Origin of the sequence: Streptomyces sp. M41, assembly GCF_043673425.1 — a bacterium.
Classification (GTDB): Bacteria; Actinomycetota; Actinomycetes; order Streptomycetales; family Streptomycetaceae; genus Streptomyces.
In genome coordinates, this window is sequence record NZ_JBIMKE010000015.1 from 127,701 (window position 1) to 142,118 (window position 14,418).

Genomic DNA, 14,418 nt, shown 5'->3' on the forward strand with positions numbered 1-14,418 from the left:
CCCCGCATGCGCCGACCGTACGCACGCGGGGGTCAGCCCTCGTCGAAGAGGCCGATCTCCGCCCAGATCGTCTTGCCGTCCGCCGTGTGCCGGCTGCCCCAGCGCTGGGTCAGCTGAGCCACCAGCAGCAGCCCCCGGCCACCCTCGTCGAAGGTCTTCGCGCGGCGCAGATGCGGGGCCGTGTGGTTGGTGTCGGACACCTCGCAGATCAGGGTGGCCGCGTCGTGGATCAGCCGGAGCCGGATCGGGTGGGCGCCGTAGCGGATGGCATTGGTCACCAGCTCGCTCACCACCAGCTCGGCGGTGAACGACGCCTCGCTCAGGCTCCAGGTGGCGAGCTGCTCCAGGACCTGCTTGCGAATGGGCGCGACCAGCGCCGGATCCGCGGGGATGTCCCAGGTCGCGACCCGGGAGGCGGGCAGCCCCTGGGTGCGGGCCAGCAGCAACGCCACGTCGTCGGCGACACCGCCCGACGGCAGCAGGGCGCGCAGGACGTGGTCGCAGGTCTCCTCCAGCGAGGCGGAGGCCGCCGACAGAGACTCGCACAGGAGCGCGTGGCTGGCGTCGACGTCACGGTCCCGGCTCTCGATCAGACCGTCGGTGTAGAAGGCGAGCACCGAGCCCTCGCGCAGTTCGATCTCGGCGGATTCGAACGGCAGCCCGCCCAGGCCCAGCGGCGGTCCCGCCGGCAGCTCGATCTCCCGGGCCGCGCCGCCGGGCGGCACCATGACCGGCGAGGGATGCCCGGCCCGGGCCAGTGTGCAGCGCCGCGAGACCGGGTCGTACACGGCGTACAGACAGGTGGCGCCGACCTCCCCGGGGCTGCCCTCGTTGCCGGTGTCCTCCGACAGCCGTACGACGAGATCGTCGAGGTGGGTGAGCAGCTCGTCCGGGGCGAGGTCGATGTCGGCCAGGGTGCGCACGGCGGTGCGCAGCCGCCCCATGGTGGCGGAGGCCTGGATGCCGTGGCCGACGACGTCGCCGACCACCATGGCGACCCGCAGCCCGGACAGCGGGATCACGTCGAACCAGTCGCCACCCACCCCCGAACGTGCCGCCGGGAGATACCGGGAGGCCGCGTCGAGCGCGGCGGTGCTCGGCAGGGACCGGGGCAGCAGGCTGCGCTGGAGGGCCAGGGCGGTTTCCCGCTCGCGGGAGTAGCGGCGGGCGTTGTCGATGCAGACGGCCGCGCGGGCCGTGATCTCCTCGGCCAGCAGCACGTCGTCGGGCGTGAACGGCTCGGGGTTCTTGAACCGGGTGAGCACGGCGACCCCGAGGGTCGTGCCGCGGGCCTGGATCGGCACCGACATGCTGGTGTGGATGCCGTACCCCTGGATCCGCACGGCGCGTGCCGGCTCGGAGGCCAGCCACGCCGCGAGGTCCCCGGTCGACGTCGAGGCCACGATGGTGTGGCCGGCCAGGAGCGCGTCGGCCTGAGGCGACGGCGTGGGATACATCTCGACCCGCCCGGGCCGCACCACGGCTTCCGGGCTGCCCGCGTCGATCGACCGGTGCGCGGCCCGGCGCAGGCCGACCGGCGCGACGAGCCGGTCGGTGGGCAGTTCGCTGCCGTGCTCCTGGGGGTCCAGCAGGTCGACACTCACGAAGTCGGCGAGCGCCGGCACACAGACGTCCGCCAGCTCCTGGGCGGTCCGGGTGACGTCGAGGGTGGTGCCGATGCTCACGCTCGCCTCGTTCACCAGCTGGAGCCGCTCCTGGGCGAGGTACTGCTCGGTGAAGTCGTGCGCGGCGACGGTCACCCCGCGCACCCGGCCCTTGGCGTCGACGACCGGCGCCATGCGGGCCAGCCAGGCATGCGTGCGGTCGCCGCCGACCGGGATGTACGCCCGTACGTCGGTGCCCCGGCCCGTCGTGAGCACGCGAAGCAGCTGGCGTTCGATGTCGTGGCTCTGGGGTCTGCCGCTCAGTTCGGGGGCCCGCAGTCCGCGCACGTTCTCCTCGGCCAGCATCAGGATCTCCGACATCACGGAGTTGATCCTGCGCAGCCGCAGCCGGTCGTCGTAGATGGCGATCGCACACGGGGAGGCGAGGAGACCGACGTCGTCCAGCGGATCGTCGGGCAGCGGGGGGCCGTCCCCCTCGACCGGTGTGACCACGAGCCAGCGGTCCGGGCCCTCGTCCGGCATCCGTATCCGATGGGCGAGCAGCCACACGGGCAGCGTGCCGCCGTCGTGCCGGCGCAGGGTGAGAACGCCGTCCCAGCGGTCGCCGCGCGGGGGGTGGGGCCGGTCCGTGCGCCCGTCGGCCAGCAGTTCCGCGGCCGGCCGCCCCACGACCTCGGCGGCGCGATGGCCCAGCAGCCGCTCGGCGCCCGCGTTCCACTCGACGAGCGTGCCGGCGGCGTCGATGACCGCCCGGGCCGTAGCGGCCTCGTCGAACGGGTACTCCGGGCTCATGCTCGCCACTCCATCGCGGACACTCACCGTGAACAAGCGCGTCACTGAGGCCCCAGCCTAGTGCTTCGGCGCCCGGCCCGTACCTCAACTGCCGAGCGCCCCGGGCGGGAATCGGCTTGCCCGCACGGCTTCGTTCGTGGTGGACCAGCAGGAGGGCGGCGCGGTGTCCGTCGGCGGGGACGCGGGGGCCGTCGCCGTGTCGGGCCCGGCGCCGGGATCGAGCAGACGCCGCCCCACCTGCGCGACCGCCGTCCGGCCTGGTGACCGGCTCGACGCGGGAAGACCGGAACGAGGAAGCACCCCCTCCCGCGGGTACGGCCCCTTCCCGGTACCGTCGTACATCATGCTTGACCTGCTGGTATTTACGGTCGAGTACCCGAGCGGTACCGTGAGGGCATGCCAGCTCTCAACGTGGAGTTCAGCGACCGCGAGCTCGAGGATCTGCGGCAGATCGCCAAGGAACGCGGTACGTCGATGAAGGCGCTCGTGCGGGAAGCCGCCGCGGCCGACATAGCCCGGCACCGGGCGCTTCAGGAGGGCGCCGAGGCGTTCCGCCGGTTCTTCGCGTCGCATGCCGACGAATTCGCCGCCGCCTTCCCCGACGACGAGCCGCCCGCCAAGGGCGAGGGACGGGCCGCCTGACCGATGGCACCAGTCATCCACATCGACGTGCCCTGGCTGCTCCAGCGTCACGAAGAGGTCCTGCCGGACCAGCCCACGATCAACGACTTCTCCGCGCTGGTCGCCGCCGTCGCCCGCCATCGCGTGGACCCGCCGCGCCTCGGCGTCGACTCCGACCCCGCCTGGCGCGCCGCCGCGCTGCTGCACACCCTCGCCCTGCTCAAGCCGCTGCCCTCGGCCAACGCCCGCTTCGCCTGTTCCTCGGCGGTCGCCTACATGTTCGTCAGTGGCGTCGGCATCGACCCGCCCTACGGCGCCCTCGTCGACCTCGCGCGCGACCTGATCTCCGGCAGCACCGACGTGTACGGGGCGGCCGACCGGTTGCGTTCCTGGCAGATCTGACGCGCCGGCCCCGCGCTGCGGGGTCGTTCCAGGCAGGACGCGCCCATTCCCGCCGGCCCCTGGAAATGCCGAAAGTCGGTGCGGGCGCGGGGAGTTGCCATCGTATCTGACTTTCTTTCAAGGATACGGATGTTGCCCAAGTGCCTTGTTGGTCATGAGGGGCTGTGCCAGGGTGAAGTACCCGCGGGGGGTGGAAAAGGCCGGGCTCATTCGTGCCGAGGGGAACCGGGGCGGATGGACGCCGGTGAATTCGCGCTCCCCTCGCTCGCGTCGAAAAGGTACGCACGCCACCGCACGTCCTTTTCGGCGACCCGGCCTTCTGTGTCACATGCGCGTGGGAAGGAATCCGTTCAGTGCCCACCCCCCACCCCCCTCGCCCCCCTTACCCCCCGCCCGGAGGCGTTCCCGAGGAATCCGACGAAGGTCTTGCCGCCCGGCTGCGCAGCCGCCCCGACGGCGAGGCGGCGTCGTCCGTCGCGCTGCTGATGGCGCGGCACTGGCAATCGGGCCGCGCGTACGCGGTGATCTGCCTCGCCTCCTCCGGCCGCGCCGCCGACATGGTCACCGCCGCCGCCTTCCACCAGGTCCTCGACCGCCTGGCGCTGGGCGAACCGGCCGTCGCGGTGCGTCCCAGGCTTCTGGTCGCCGTCCGGGACACGGTCCGGCAGTGGTCGGCCGACGAGCGGACGGCGGACGTCCTGCCGGAGCTGGCGAAACCCGCGGGCGGTCGCGGTATGCGTACGGCGAAGTCCATGACGCCGGAAAATCGCAAGCTCGCCGACCGGTCTTTCCAGTCGCTGCCGGGACTTGCCCGATGCCTGCTCTGGCACACCGAGGTCGAGGCCGAGCCGCTGAGCGTCCCCGCCGGTCTGTCGGGCATGGACACCGTTACCGCCGCGGTCGCACTCGAACAAGCGCGTGAGAAATTCCGCGAAGGATGTGTACATGCCCATCGGGAACTCGCACCGACGAAAGACTGCCGGTTCTACAACCGCCTCCTCGACGTCCCCATTCGCCGAGGCGGAGCCCTGCTGCCGGATGTTCAGCAGCATCTGACGGAGTGCCGCTACTGCCGAAACGCGGCCGAACAACTGAGCCATTTCGAGGGTGGACTCGGAGTGCTCATAGCCGAGGCGGTGCTCGGCTGGGGCGCCCGGCGCTATCTGGACACCCGACCGGGCCGGGCCCGTGGCGGCGCCCCCGGATCGCGCCGCGCCGCCCGGCACGGCGCCGGACGCCGCCGACTGCTCCCGCGGATCCCCGCCCAGACCCGCGGGGGGCCCGGCCGGCCACGCCCGCGGACACTGCTCACCGGAGTGGGCCTCGCCTCCGCCGGACTCCTCGCGGCCATGCTCGCCACCGGCCTGCTGTCCGACGACGACGGCGTCGACCCGGCGGCCTCCGCGACCGGCGGCGGCACCGCGTCCCAGCCTCCGCCCGCCGTGTCCGCCTCACCGCCCGGTACCGCCCAACTGCCCACCGCGCCACGGCAGACCAGGCTGCGCAACGCCGGCGCCGGACTGTGCCTCGACATCAAGGGCGAGCCCGAGGCCGGCGCCGGGACCGAGCTGGCCGCCTGCGCCGCCGACGAAACCCAGCGGTGGTCGTACGAGAAGGACGGTCTGCTGCGCAGTGCCGCCGATCGCGAACTGTGCCTGGACTCGCACGCGGACGCGGGCGTGGTGATCCTCGGCAAGTGCGCCGGCCCCGACTCCGCGCGCGCCGACGACGTACGCTACGACCTCACCGCGCAGGGCGAGTTGCTGCCGCGCTGGGACGGGAGGCTCGCCCTGGCGGCCGTGGCCACCGACCCGGGCTCCGACATCGTCGTCAAGGTCCGTGACGGCTCCGACGGGCAGCGCTGGTCGGCCGACCCCGTGGCCTCGTCGAGCTCCGGTTCACTGTCGAGCGCGGGGACGGGGACGCCGGGGGCACGGGCGGTGCGGCTGGGGGAGGAGAAGGCGTAACGGCGGGCCGCGGCAGGACAGCGAAGGAACGGGGCCGGGGGCGGGGCCGGGGCCGTTCGACGGCTGCGGCGGCCCCCGGTCCGTATACGCCGGGCTTGGTTCACGTACCAGTCATGTACTGGTTCACGTGCTGGTTCACATACTGGCTCACATACGCCGGGACTGGTTCACGACATCCTGGGGTGTCCCGCCCGACAGGAATACGGTCACGTTCTGTACCGCGGCGAGGGCGATACGCACGAGGGTCTCGCGGGTGACGCCACCGGCGTGCGGGGAGAGCACCACGTTCGGGGCGCGCAGCAGGCGCAGGGCCCGGGTGGGCGGCTCGGGGTCGAAGACGTCGATGCCGGCTCCGGCCAGCGCGCCCTTTTCCAGCGCGTCCGCGAGGGCGTCCTGGTCGATCAGGGCGCCCCGCGCGGTGTTGATCACGAACGCCGTCGGCTTCAGCAGCGCCAGCCGCTCGGCGTTCAGCAGGTGCCGGGTGGCGTCGGTGAGCGGGGCGTGCAGCGAGACGTAGTCGGCGCCGCGCAGCAGTTCGTCGAGCGGAACATGGCGGGCGCCGCCGGACTCGGCCTCGGTCTGCGGCGCGAGGCGGTGCCGTCCGGCATAGACGACGCTCATGTCGAACGCCGCCGCCCGGCGGGCGACCTGCCGCCCGATCTGGCCGAGGCCCACGATGCCGAGCGTCTTGCCGGACAGTTCGGTCAGCGAGCGCTGGAGCCGGGGGAGTGCCCAGTCGGCCTCGACGAGCGCGGTGTGGGCGGGGACGAGTTGCTTGGCCAGGGCGAGCATCAGGGCGAAGGTCTGCTCCGCCACGTTCTGCGCCTCGGCGCCGCTGGAGCCGATGTTGCACACGCTCACCCCGCGTTCGCTCGCGACGCGCGCATCGACGTAGTCGAAGCCGTGGCTCGCGCACTGCACCAGCCGCAACTCCGGAGCGGCGGCGAGGTGTTCGGCGGTGACCGGGGCGAGTGCGGTGATGACGACATGTGCCGAGCGCAGCGCCGCGGGGTTCTCGTCGGCCGTCTCGACGACGGTGACGGCCGTGCCCTCGGGGAAGAGCGTGGCGAGGCCGGCGCCGATGCCACGGCCGCCCACATGCGGTGAGACGACGGCCAGAACGTTCCGTGCGGCGGTCATGCGGGTCCTTCGACGAGATCGGCGGCGCTGATCGTGGCGGGCGTGGCATGCCCGGACAGGGCGAGCGTGAGGTCGAGTTCGGCCAGCAGGCAGCGGATGACGTGCTCGACGCCCGGCTGTCCGTCGAGACCGAGCCCGTACACATACGGCCGTCCCACCAGCACCGCCCGCGCGCCCAGGGCGAGCGCCTTGAAGATGTCGTCGCCGGTGCGGATGCCACTGTCGAACAGCACGGTCAGCCGGTCACCAGCGGCCTCCACGACCCGCGGCAGGGCGTCGGCGGCCCCGATCGATCCGGCCACCTGACGGCCACCGTGGTTGGAGACGATCACTCCGTCCATCCCGGCCTCGGCGGCCTGTCGGGCGTCGTCCGGGTGCAGGACGCCCTTCAGCACGATCGGGCCGTCCCAGTTCTCCCGCAGGAACTCCAGGTCGGGCCAGGTCTTGGCAGGGTCCGAGAACATGCCGACGAAATGCATGACGGCCGCGTTCGGATCCTCGTGCACCGGCTTGGCCAGGCCCGCCTGGAAGGCCGGGTCGGAGAAGTAGTTGGCGGTGCCCACGCCGTGCAGGAACGGCAGATACGCCTGGTCGAGATCGCGTGGACGCCAGGCCAGCATCGGTGTGTCCAGCGTGACGACCAGCGCGGTGAACCCGGCCGCCTTCGCCCGGGCGAGGAAACTCCGGGCGACCTCCGGGTCCCTCGGCCAGTACAGCTGGAACCAGCGCTCGGCGTCCCCCATCGCCTCCGCCACCTGCTCCATCGGGGTGCTGGACGCCGACGACAGGACGAACGGCACGCCCTGCGCGGCCGCGGCGCGGGCGGCGGCGCACTCCGCGTCCGGGTGCATGATCGACAGCACCCCGACCGGCGCCAGCGCGATCGGTGCGGGCAGCGACCGGCCCAGCACCTCGACCGACAGATCCCGTTCGTGCACGTCCCGCAGCATGCGGGGCACGATCCGGCGGCGGTCCAGGGCCGCCCGATTGGCGCGAGCGGTGCTGCCGTCGCCCGCGCTTCCCGCGACATAGCCGACGGGGCCCGGCCCGAGGCGTTGCTCGGTGAGCTGCTCCAGCCTGGTCAGATCGGTGGGGAGTCGGGGTACCGCCCCCGCCATCCCGTTCAGATAGATCTCGTACTGGAAATCCGCCCAGTGCTTGCCCATGCGAAGGCCCCGCCTCTCGTCACTGAGAACGCGCTGTACGCAGACCATACCGACCGGTAGGTGGAGGGCGGGACGAGGGTGCGCTCGATGGGGGATGGGGGACGGGGGCTCAGCGTGCGGTCCTGCACTTGACAGTCGTCAGTCGCCGTCCCCGGGTGCCTCCTCCTGCCCGGTGTCCGGTCCCTGGGCCCGGACCCGGTGGACGTTCTCCAGGGACTCGCGCAGCTCGGCGAGCCAGTCGTCGGTGTGCCGCTGGACCAGCCGTACGCACCACGCGAGGGCGTCGCTGCGGCTGCGGGCGACGCCGCCGGCGATCAGGGTGTCGAGGACCTGGCGCTCGGGCTGTCGAAGCCGGGTCATGACAGGGGCCGCCACATGCGTGAACAGGGCGCGCTCGGCGCCGCACTCCACGCCCCAGGAGACCTTGCGGCGGAACCGGTGCTCCGCCTCGCGGGCCACCTCGATCCGGGTCTCCCGGGTGCGCTCCCGGAACTCCTGGATCCGGCCCTCCACGGCCGCCTCCCGCTCGGCGGCCGAAACGCCCTCGGCCAGGTGAGGTTCGGGGATGCGGCCGATCACGGTGATCTCCTCGCGGTCGACCCGTACCTCGGTCAGCTCCTCGAAGAGGTCCTCGGGCAGCCGGCCGGCGAACCAGCCGCGCAGCTTCTCTCGTTGGTCGCTGGTAATCATGTAATGACGATTACTCGTCTCGTCCATGAACACAAGGGGTGCGCGAAAGGTCCACGAAAGGTCGACGGAGGGTTCAACCGGAATGTTTCAGGCCTATTAAGCAGCGTGCGAAAACCGGCCACTCAAGGGCTTGGGGCGATCAAGAGGCGCCAACTTCCGGCGTTGTAACGTTCGAAGTCCGTCACTTCACGCCACTGATTCAATACGCAAGGTTACCGAAACTCAGGGGGTCGATGTGAGTTTCGGCGGCGGACTCGGCAGACTCCCGCTCGTCGCTCCGGCACCGATCGCGCCGGAGTCGGCAGACACTCGAATCGAGCGGAAGGATGCACACAATGCGGAACACCGCGCGCTGGGCAGCGACCCTCGGCCTCACGGCCACCGCCGTCTGCGGACCCCTGACCGGGTCCGCCCTCGCCACCCCCGACGCCGCCCCCGCCTCCCTCTACGCGCCCTCGGCCCTGGTGCTCACCGTGGCCCACGGCGACGACGCAACCATGACCACGCCGGTGCGCGCGGTCACACTGAGCTGCGCCCCGACGGCCTCGGGCACTCATCCCGCCCCCGGTGCGGCCTGCGCCGAACTACGCGGTGTGAACGGGAACTTCGATGCCCTGAAGGCCAGAGACGGTGTGCTGTGTACCAAGCAGTACGACCCAGTGGTGGTCACGGTGGACGGGGTCTGGCAGGGCCAGCGCGTCTCCTATGAACGCACCTTCTCCAACGAATGCGTGAAGGGCTCCTACGCCACGAGCCTGTACGCCTTCTAAGACCGGGATCGCATGGTCCCCGTGCAGTTCGGCAGAAGTCGCGGATGGGGAGTGCGGCCTGCCGAGGGACCCCAGCGATCTCGCACCGGGGGTCGGCCGGGCGGAGTGGGGCCGCCCGGCCGACACCTCGAATCGCCTTGATCGCCTTGATCGCCGTGAGCCGTGAGCCGTGGGCCGTTCACCACGACTCACGGCTCACGGCGTCACGGCCGCCGGGCCTCGGCTCACCGGCCCGAGGCTCACCGGCCCGAGGCTCACCGGGCCTTGGTGCGGTCGCGGTCGCGATGGCTGGTGTCGCACCACGGATAGCGGCGGCTGCGGCGGCAGGTGCACAGCGCGACACGGAAGCGGTCGCAGGAGACGGTCGTGCCGTCCTCCAGCTCCACTTCGACCGGGCCCTCCACCAACAGCGGGCCCTGGCGCTGGACTTTGATCCGGCGCGGTTCCTCAGACCGGGAGTTCGGCACGGACGACCACCAGCTCCTCCCTCGGTTCCGGGCCGGCCAGCAGACCGCGCTGCCGCAACCAGCCCTCCCGGGATCGCAGTACCGGGCCGAACGGGACCGTCCGACGCCGTGTCACCGAGGCCTTCAGCCCCTCGCCGCGCAGATGCGACAGCGTCCGGTCGGGGCAGCTGAACGCCGAGTGCACCACCAGCAGGACACCGCCGGGGCGCAACAGGGGCGGGGCCTCCTGGCAGATCCGGTCGAGGACGAGCCGTCCGTCGCGGCCCGCGTCCCACGCCCGGGCGGCACCCTGTGGCGCACGGCCCGTCTCCGGCGCGGGCACATAAGGGGGATTGGCCAGGATGAGGTCGAAGAACTCCCCGCGCACCGGCGCGAAGAGGTTTCCGTGCCTGATCCGCACCGGACTGCGGGCCAGCCAGGTGTTGAACCGGGCCGTGCACACCGCCCGCCACGACACGTCCACGGCGGTCACCCGCGTACCGCGGCGTGCGGCCTCGATGGCCAGCGCACCCGAACCCGTCCCCACGTCGAGGACGTCCGCGTCACTGGGCAGGGGCTCGTCGTACAGGGCACCGACCAGCAGGTCGGTGTCGTCCTGAGGGGCGTACACGCCCGGGGGTACCAGTGGTTTCACGCCGCACGAGTACCCTCAGATTCAGGAAATAAGGGGAATTCCGGAATCCTGCGCCGTCCGCAGCGACGACCGTCCCTCGCGCCAGGCGTCCAGCAACCGTTCCCCGAAGCGGTCCTCGAGGTACCCCGTGACATCGATCCCGAAGGTGACGTCAGGGGCGAGATGGGGTTCCTCGGCGAGCAGGCCGTCGATGACCTCGTGGCGTACGACCTGCTCGTGCACGGCGTCCGCCTCGACGTGCTCGTCGTAGAAGTGCTCGGCGGCGGGCCCGGCCCCCGTGCGGCGCATCGCCTGCGCCAGCCGTCGGGAACCCGGCGACGAAGTGATCTCGACCGCCGCGAAGTGGCCGACCAGCGCTCCCCGCAGCGCCCGGTGCAGACCGAGCAGCGACATCACGTTGACGGTCGCCAGGGCCTCCGGCGTCGCCGCGTCGAGATAGTGGCCGTACGTGGTGTCCAGGCCGAGATCCGTCATCAGGTCAGCGAAGAGGCGCGCGTGGACACGGTCGGCCCGGCCGCCGCCGTACTCGTCGAACTCCACCGCCGCCATGCCGGCCTTGGCCCTGCCCCACAGCCGGGGCAGCACCCAGGCGTGCGGGTCCGCCTCCTTGAGGTGGTACAGGGAGCGCTGGGCGGCGTATTCGCGCAGCTGCCACAACTCGCCCTCGGCGGCCAGGTGATGGCTGACGCCCGTGCCGTCGAGGGGTTCGACGAGCAGGTCGGCGAGTGCGTCCTCGACGCTGTCGTGGGAGGGCACGTCCGTGCGCAGGGCGGTGAGGAAGCGGTGTTCCAGCGCGGCACGCGCCCGCAGCAGCTCCGGGTTCCACTCGTGTGACTCCGGCACACCGGCGAAGCCGCGGTAGTGCAGCTCGTAGCAGAGGTAGAGCGCCAGCTGGAGATCGTCGCCGTAGACGCTCGCGCTCGCGATGTCCTCCTGCCGGGGCGGTGGGCCCGCGCCCCGCAGATGGTCCTCGACGGCGGCGGACACGGGGCCGCGCGCGGACGGCAGCCGGGGGCCGTCGTCGACGCGTGGCATACGGACGTCATGTGCCATGGCGCCCGAGTACCCGTGGCCTGCCGGACCACCCGTCCGCGTGAACCGGGTCGTAACGGGTACTCCGGGCGGAATGAAGGCACTCGTGATCAACTGCACGCTCAAGAGGTCACCTGAGCCCTCGAACACGGATGCCCTGGCCGGCGTCGTGGTCGAGCGGCTCGAGCAGAGCGGCGTGGACGTCGATGTCGTCCGTGCCGTGGACCTGCCCATCGAACCCGGTGTGGTCAGCGAACCCGTGCGTGAGGGCGACGCCTGGCCGCTCGTCCACGACAAGCTCCTGGACTCCGAGATCCTCGTGATCGCCTCGCCGACCTGGCTCGGGCGCCCTTCCTCGATCGCCCAGCGAGTGCTGGAGCGGATGGACGCGATGCTCTCCGAGACCGACGAGGAGGGGAGGCCAGTCGCCTACAACCGGGTCGCCGGCGTGGTCGTGACCGGCAACGAGGACGGCGCGCACCACGTCATCAGCGAGATCTCCGGCGCGCTGGCCGACATCGGGTACACCATCCCTGGTCAGGCGTGGACCTACTGGCACCTGGGCCCCGGCCCCGGACCCGACTACCTCGACGAGGAGCGTGGCCGGGACTGGTCCCACAGGACGGGCCGCGCCATGGCCGACAACCTCCACGGCGTGGCTCGCGCCTTGGCGGAGCGCCCGGTGGGGCCGCCGCCGGGGTGACGGCTGCGGTCATCGCATGAAGCCCCCTCGGGCGGGCCGCCCCCCGGCACGCCGTCCCCCCGCCCCCGTTCACTCGCCCTTCGACTCCTCCTGCGCCCCCGTGCTGGGAGTGATGGCCTCGCCCGCCTCGCCCCTGTGGCGGCGCTGATCGGCGGAGTCGTGGGTGCGCCGTTCGGCGTCGGCGATCTCCTCCATGACCTCCTCGAACGCCGTTTCCGTGTGTTCCTCGGGCTGCTTCTGGTCCCTCTCGCCCTCGGCCGTCTCGTCGTGGGCCTTGTGGTTCTGCGTCACGAAAGTCTCCTTTCGTCGTCGGAGGGAGGTAGGGCGGTCCCTCGGATGTCAGTTGCTCAGCGGCGCGCTCGCGATCCGCAAGGGCACCGGCGGCTCCGGCGCGGTCGTGCCCTCCTCGTCGAGGCGGCTGACCTCCGCCCACCAGGCCGCGCCGTCCTCGATCTGCCGCAGCATGATCCCCTCACGGATCGCCCAGGGGCAGAGCGTCACCGACCTGAGCCCCGTCAGCTTCATCGCCGTGTGCGCGACCACCGCGCCGGCCAGGCTCTGCGCGGCACGCGGTGCGGAGATGCCGGGGAGCAGGGCGCGTTCGGCGACCGGCAGCGGCGACAGGCGCTCGATCGCGCCGCGCAGGTCCGGAAGCGTCAACTCCCTTTCGACGAACGGCCCGTGCCGGCCCGGCGCGGCCCCGCACAGCCGGCCCAGCTGCTGGAACGTACGCGACGTGGCCGCGGCCGTACGCGGTCCCTCCCAGCGTATCCGGGCCGCCACGTCCCGCAGTTGATGGCGGACCTTGCGACGCAGCTCCCGGATGCGTCGCGGGTCCGGCGGGTCCTCGTCGGTGAGGAACTCATGGGTCAGCTTCTGGGCGCCGAGCGGCAGTGACGCCACGAAGTCCGGCAGCCGGCCGCGGCCGAAGGCGACTTCGAGCGAGCCGCCGCCGATGTCGAGCAGGGCGAGCGGCCCCGCGCGCCAGCCCATCCACCGCCGTGCCCCGAGGAAGGTGAGCTCGGCCTCGAGTTCGCCCGGCAGCGTGCACAGGCTCACCCCGGTCCGGGCCCGCACGGTACGCAGCACCTCATGGCGGTTCGGTGCGTTGCGTACGACGGCCGTCGCGAAGGCCAGGGGAGTGCTGGCGCCCCATCTGGCCGCGGTCCGGCTCGCGGCGCAGACCGCGCCCACCAGCCGTTCGACCGCTTCCCCCGGAATGTGGTCCCCCGGCTTCACCTGCTCGGACAGCCGCAGCCGCCACTTCTCCGTATGGACCGGCAGCGGCACCCCGTCCTGTGCGTCGGCCACCACCAGCCGGACCGTGTTCGACCCCACATCCACCACGCTGATTCGCATGCGACGGCGTGTACCCGTTTCGAGGCCGGTGCAACGGGGGCGCACGGGAGCGAGGTCCAGTTATGCCTTGACAGGAATATAACCAGAGAGGCATATTGGATCGCATGTCCGATCCCGGTGCGTCGCTCTGGAGCGCGCTCGCCGATCCTCACCGGCGGGCCATCGTCACGCTGCTCCTGGAGCGGCCTCGGCCCGTCGGGGAGATCGTGGAGGCATGCGGGCTGAGCCAGCCGAGCACGTCGAAGCATCTGAAGGTGCTGCGGGAGGCGGGTCTGGTACGGGTACGGCAGGACGCCCAGCGCCGCGTCTACGCCCTCGACCCGGCCCCGATCGCCGCCCTGGACTCCTGGCTCGCCCCCTACCGCAGGCTCTGGAACAGCAGCCTGGACGCCCTGGGCCGCCGCCTCGACGATACGACGGACGACAGCGAGGCCGACGACACCCCGGCCGAGCGACCCGCTCCTCGGCCGCCGGCACCGGGCGACACCGAGGCCCCTAACGAAGGGACTGATCCACCATGACCGCGGACCTCACCGGCACCTATCTGACCCTCGACGACGGACGCCCGGCCGTCCGCTTCAGCCGCACCTACGACCATCCCGTCGCGCGCGTCTGGCAGTTCGTGACCGACGCCGACGAACTCGCCCACTGGTTCCCGTCCCGCGCCGAGATCGAGCTGCGCCCCGGCGGCACGGTCACGTTCTCCGGAGACCCGAACATGGCCGACTCCACGGGACGCGTGATCGCCGTGGACGAGCCCCGGCACCTGTCCTTCGCATGGGGCGACGACGAACTGCACTTCGACCTGGACCCCCTGGACGGCGGACGCACCCGCTTCACGCTCACCAACGTCCTCGCGGCCGAGAACACCGCCGCCCGCAACAGCGCCGGCTGGGAGGTGTGCCTGGCCGCCCTGGACGCGCACGCGCGCGGGGAGCGCTTCGAGGGACCGCACGCGGGGGCGAACGCGCCCTGGAAGGAGCTCTACGACGGCTATGTGGCCGCCGGTGTCCCCGCCGGCGCCCCCGTCCCCGGCCTCGACACCTGACC

Annotated in this window: 16 protein-coding genes; 7 read left to right on the forward strand and 9 right to left on the reverse strand. The window is 72.0% G+C overall.

Annotated elements, in window-relative coordinates; translation table 11 throughout:
* Window positions 1-32: 32 nt before the first annotated feature.
* Window positions 33-2,417: a SpoIIE family protein phosphatase gene (locus tag ACHBTE_RS20085; protein WP_394725346.1), complete on the reverse strand. Its 2,385-nt coding sequence runs from the start codon at window positions 2,415-2,417 to the stop codon at window positions 33-35.
* A 396-nt stretch (window positions 2,418-2,813) separates the two neighbouring features.
* Between ACHBTE_RS20085 and ACHBTE_RS20090 the strand changes: the two genes are divergently transcribed.
* From ACHBTE_RS20090 to ACHBTE_RS20100, 3 genes are all read left to right on the forward strand, one after another.
* On the forward strand, window positions 2,814-3,059 hold the full coding sequence (locus ACHBTE_RS20090) for a hypothetical protein (RefSeq protein ID WP_004979459.1): 246 nt from the start codon (window positions 2,814-2,816) through the stop codon (window positions 3,057-3,059).
* A gap of 3 nt (window positions 3,060-3,062) precedes the next feature.
* Entirely contained in the window at window positions 3,063-3,440 is a 378-nt protein-coding gene (locus ACHBTE_RS20095; protein ID WP_394725347.1) for a toxin Doc, read from the forward strand.
* 353 nt (window positions 3,441-3,793) lie between these two features.
* Complete coding sequence (locus ACHBTE_RS20100) at window positions 3,794-5,407, forward strand: RICIN domain-containing protein (RefSeq protein WP_394725348.1); 1,614 nt, start codon at window positions 3,794-3,796, stop codon at window positions 5,405-5,407.
* 147 nt (window positions 5,408-5,554) lie between these two features.
* Here ACHBTE_RS20100 and ACHBTE_RS20105 read toward each other — a convergent pair whose 3' ends face one another.
* The 3 genes from ACHBTE_RS20105 to ACHBTE_RS20115 all read right to left on the reverse strand — a co-directional run bounded on the left by ACHBTE_RS20105 (window position 5,555) and on the right by ACHBTE_RS20115 (window position 8,403).
* On the reverse strand, window positions 5,555-6,547 hold the full coding sequence (locus ACHBTE_RS20105) for a 2-hydroxyacid dehydrogenase (protein ID WP_394725349.1): 993 nt from the start codon (window positions 6,545-6,547) through the stop codon (window positions 5,555-5,557).
* Entirely contained in the window at window positions 6,544-7,713 is a 1,170-nt protein-coding gene (locus ACHBTE_RS20110) for a lactate 2-monooxygenase (protein WP_394725350.1), read from the reverse strand. The genes ACHBTE_RS20105 and ACHBTE_RS20110 overlap by 4 nt, the downstream gene beginning before the upstream one ends.
* Before the next feature lie 138 nt (window positions 7,714-7,851).
* On the reverse strand, window positions 7,852-8,403 hold the full coding sequence (locus ACHBTE_RS20115) for a hypothetical protein (RefSeq protein WP_394725351.1): 552 nt from the start codon (window positions 8,401-8,403) through the stop codon (window positions 7,852-7,854).
* Between the two features lie 335 nt (window positions 8,404-8,738).
* On the opposite strand from ACHBTE_RS20115, the gene ACHBTE_RS20120 reads away from it, so the two are divergent.
* Entirely contained in the window at window positions 8,739-9,173 is a 435-nt protein-coding gene (locus ACHBTE_RS20120; protein WP_394725352.1) for a protease inhibitor, read from the forward strand.
* Between the two features lie 254 nt (window positions 9,174-9,427).
* On the opposite strand, the gene ACHBTE_RS20125 is transcribed toward ACHBTE_RS20120, so the two are convergent.
* From ACHBTE_RS20125 to ACHBTE_RS20135, 3 genes are read right to left on the reverse strand one after another with little or no spacing between them, the layout of a single operon-like run.
* Window positions 9,428-9,640: a CDGSH iron-sulfur domain-containing protein gene (locus ACHBTE_RS20125; RefSeq protein WP_394725353.1), complete on the reverse strand. Its 213-nt coding sequence runs from the start codon at window positions 9,638-9,640 to the stop codon at window positions 9,428-9,430.
* Window positions 9,621-10,274 carry a HemK2/MTQ2 family protein methyltransferase gene (locus ACHBTE_RS20130; protein ID WP_394725354.1) on the reverse strand — a complete coding sequence of 218 codons (654 nt, stop codon included), beginning with the start codon at window positions 10,272-10,274 and terminating at the stop codon, window positions 9,621-9,623. The genes ACHBTE_RS20125 and ACHBTE_RS20130 overlap by 20 nt, the downstream gene beginning before the upstream one ends.
* Window positions 10,275-10,295: 21 nt before the next feature.
* Window positions 10,296-11,327: an iron-containing redox enzyme family protein gene (locus ACHBTE_RS20135; protein ID WP_394725355.1), complete on the reverse strand. Its 1,032-nt coding sequence runs from the start codon at window positions 11,325-11,327 to the stop codon at window positions 10,296-10,298.
* A 73-nt stretch (window positions 11,328-11,400) separates the two neighbouring features.
* Here ACHBTE_RS20135 and ACHBTE_RS20140 point away from each other — a divergent pair, with 73 nt between their 5' ends.
* Window positions 11,401-12,009 carry a flavodoxin family protein gene (locus tag ACHBTE_RS20140; RefSeq protein WP_394725356.1) on the forward strand — a complete coding sequence of 203 codons (609 nt, stop codon included), beginning with the start codon at window positions 11,401-11,403 and terminating at the stop codon, window positions 12,007-12,009.
* A gap of 69 nt (window positions 12,010-12,078) precedes the next feature.
* Here the strand turns inward: ACHBTE_RS20140 and ACHBTE_RS20145 are convergent, their stop codons facing one another.
* Window positions 12,079-12,300, reverse strand: coding sequence for a hypothetical protein (locus ACHBTE_RS20145; RefSeq protein ID WP_394725357.1), 222 nt, complete (start codon window positions 12,298-12,300; stop codon window positions 12,079-12,081).
* Between the two features lie 48 nt (window positions 12,301-12,348).
* Window positions 12,349-13,368 (reverse strand): Ppx/GppA family phosphatase, encoded by a 1,020-nt coding sequence (locus ACHBTE_RS20150; protein WP_394725358.1) that lies wholly within the window; start codon window positions 13,366-13,368, stop codon window positions 12,349-12,351.
* A 104-nt stretch (window positions 13,369-13,472) separates the two neighbouring features.
* On the opposite strand from ACHBTE_RS20150, the gene ACHBTE_RS20155 reads away from it, so the two are divergent.
* Window positions 13,473-13,889 (forward strand): ArsR/SmtB family transcription factor, encoded by a 417-nt coding sequence (locus tag ACHBTE_RS20155; RefSeq protein ID WP_394725359.1) that lies wholly within the window; start codon window positions 13,473-13,475, stop codon window positions 13,887-13,889.
* The gene (locus tag ACHBTE_RS20160; RefSeq protein ID WP_394725360.1) at window positions 13,886-14,416 is read left to right on the forward strand and encodes an SRPBCC family protein; all 531 of its coding nucleotides are present in this window, start codon (window positions 13,886-13,888) and stop codon (window positions 14,414-14,416) included. Before ACHBTE_RS20155 ends, ACHBTE_RS20160 begins: the two co-directional genes overlap by 4 nt.
* Window positions 14,417-14,418: the final 2 nt, after the last annotated feature.

Coding starts and splice junctions, on each gene's coding strand:
- ACHBTE_RS20095 (WP_394725347.1), top strand. CDS start 3,063: ATGGCACCAGTCATCCACATCGACGTGCCCTGGCTGCTCCAGCGTCAC.
- ACHBTE_RS20155 (WP_394725359.1), top strand. CDS start 13,473: ATGTCCGATCCCGGTGCGTCGCTCTGGAGCGCGCTCGCCGATCCTCAC.
- ACHBTE_RS20135 (WP_394725355.1), bottom strand. CDS start 11,327: ATGGCACATGACGTCCGTATGCCACGCGTCGACGACGGCCCCCGGCTG.
- ACHBTE_RS20105 (WP_394725349.1), bottom strand. CDS start 6,547: ATGACCGCCGCACGGAACGTTCTGGCCGTCGTCTCACCGCATGTGGGC.
- ACHBTE_RS20110 (WP_394725350.1), bottom strand. CDS start 7,713: ATGGGCAAGCACTGGGCGGATTTCCAGTACGAGATCTATCTGAACGGG.
- ACHBTE_RS20085 (WP_394725346.1), bottom strand. CDS start 2,417: ATGAGCCCGGAGTACCCGTTCGACGAGGCCGCTACGGCCCGGGCGGTC.
- ACHBTE_RS20140 (WP_394725356.1), top strand. CDS start 11,401: ATGAAGGCACTCGTGATCAACTGCACGCTCAAGAGGTCACCTGAGCCC.
- ACHBTE_RS20115 (WP_394725351.1), bottom strand. CDS start 8,403: ATGATTACCAGCGACCAACGAGAGAAGCTGCGCGGCTGGTTCGCCGGC.
- ACHBTE_RS20150 (WP_394725358.1), bottom strand. CDS start 13,368: ATGCGAATCAGCGTGGTGGATGTGGGGTCGAACACGGTCCGGCTGGTG.
- ACHBTE_RS20120 (WP_394725352.1), top strand. CDS start 8,739: ATGCGGAACACCGCGCGCTGGGCAGCGACCCTCGGCCTCACGGCCACC.
- ACHBTE_RS20160 (WP_394725360.1), top strand. CDS start 13,886: ATGACCGCGGACCTCACCGGCACCTATCTGACCCTCGACGACGGACGC.
- ACHBTE_RS20090 (WP_004979459.1), top strand. CDS start 2,814: ATGCCAGCTCTCAACGTGGAGTTCAGCGACCGCGAGCTCGAGGATCTG.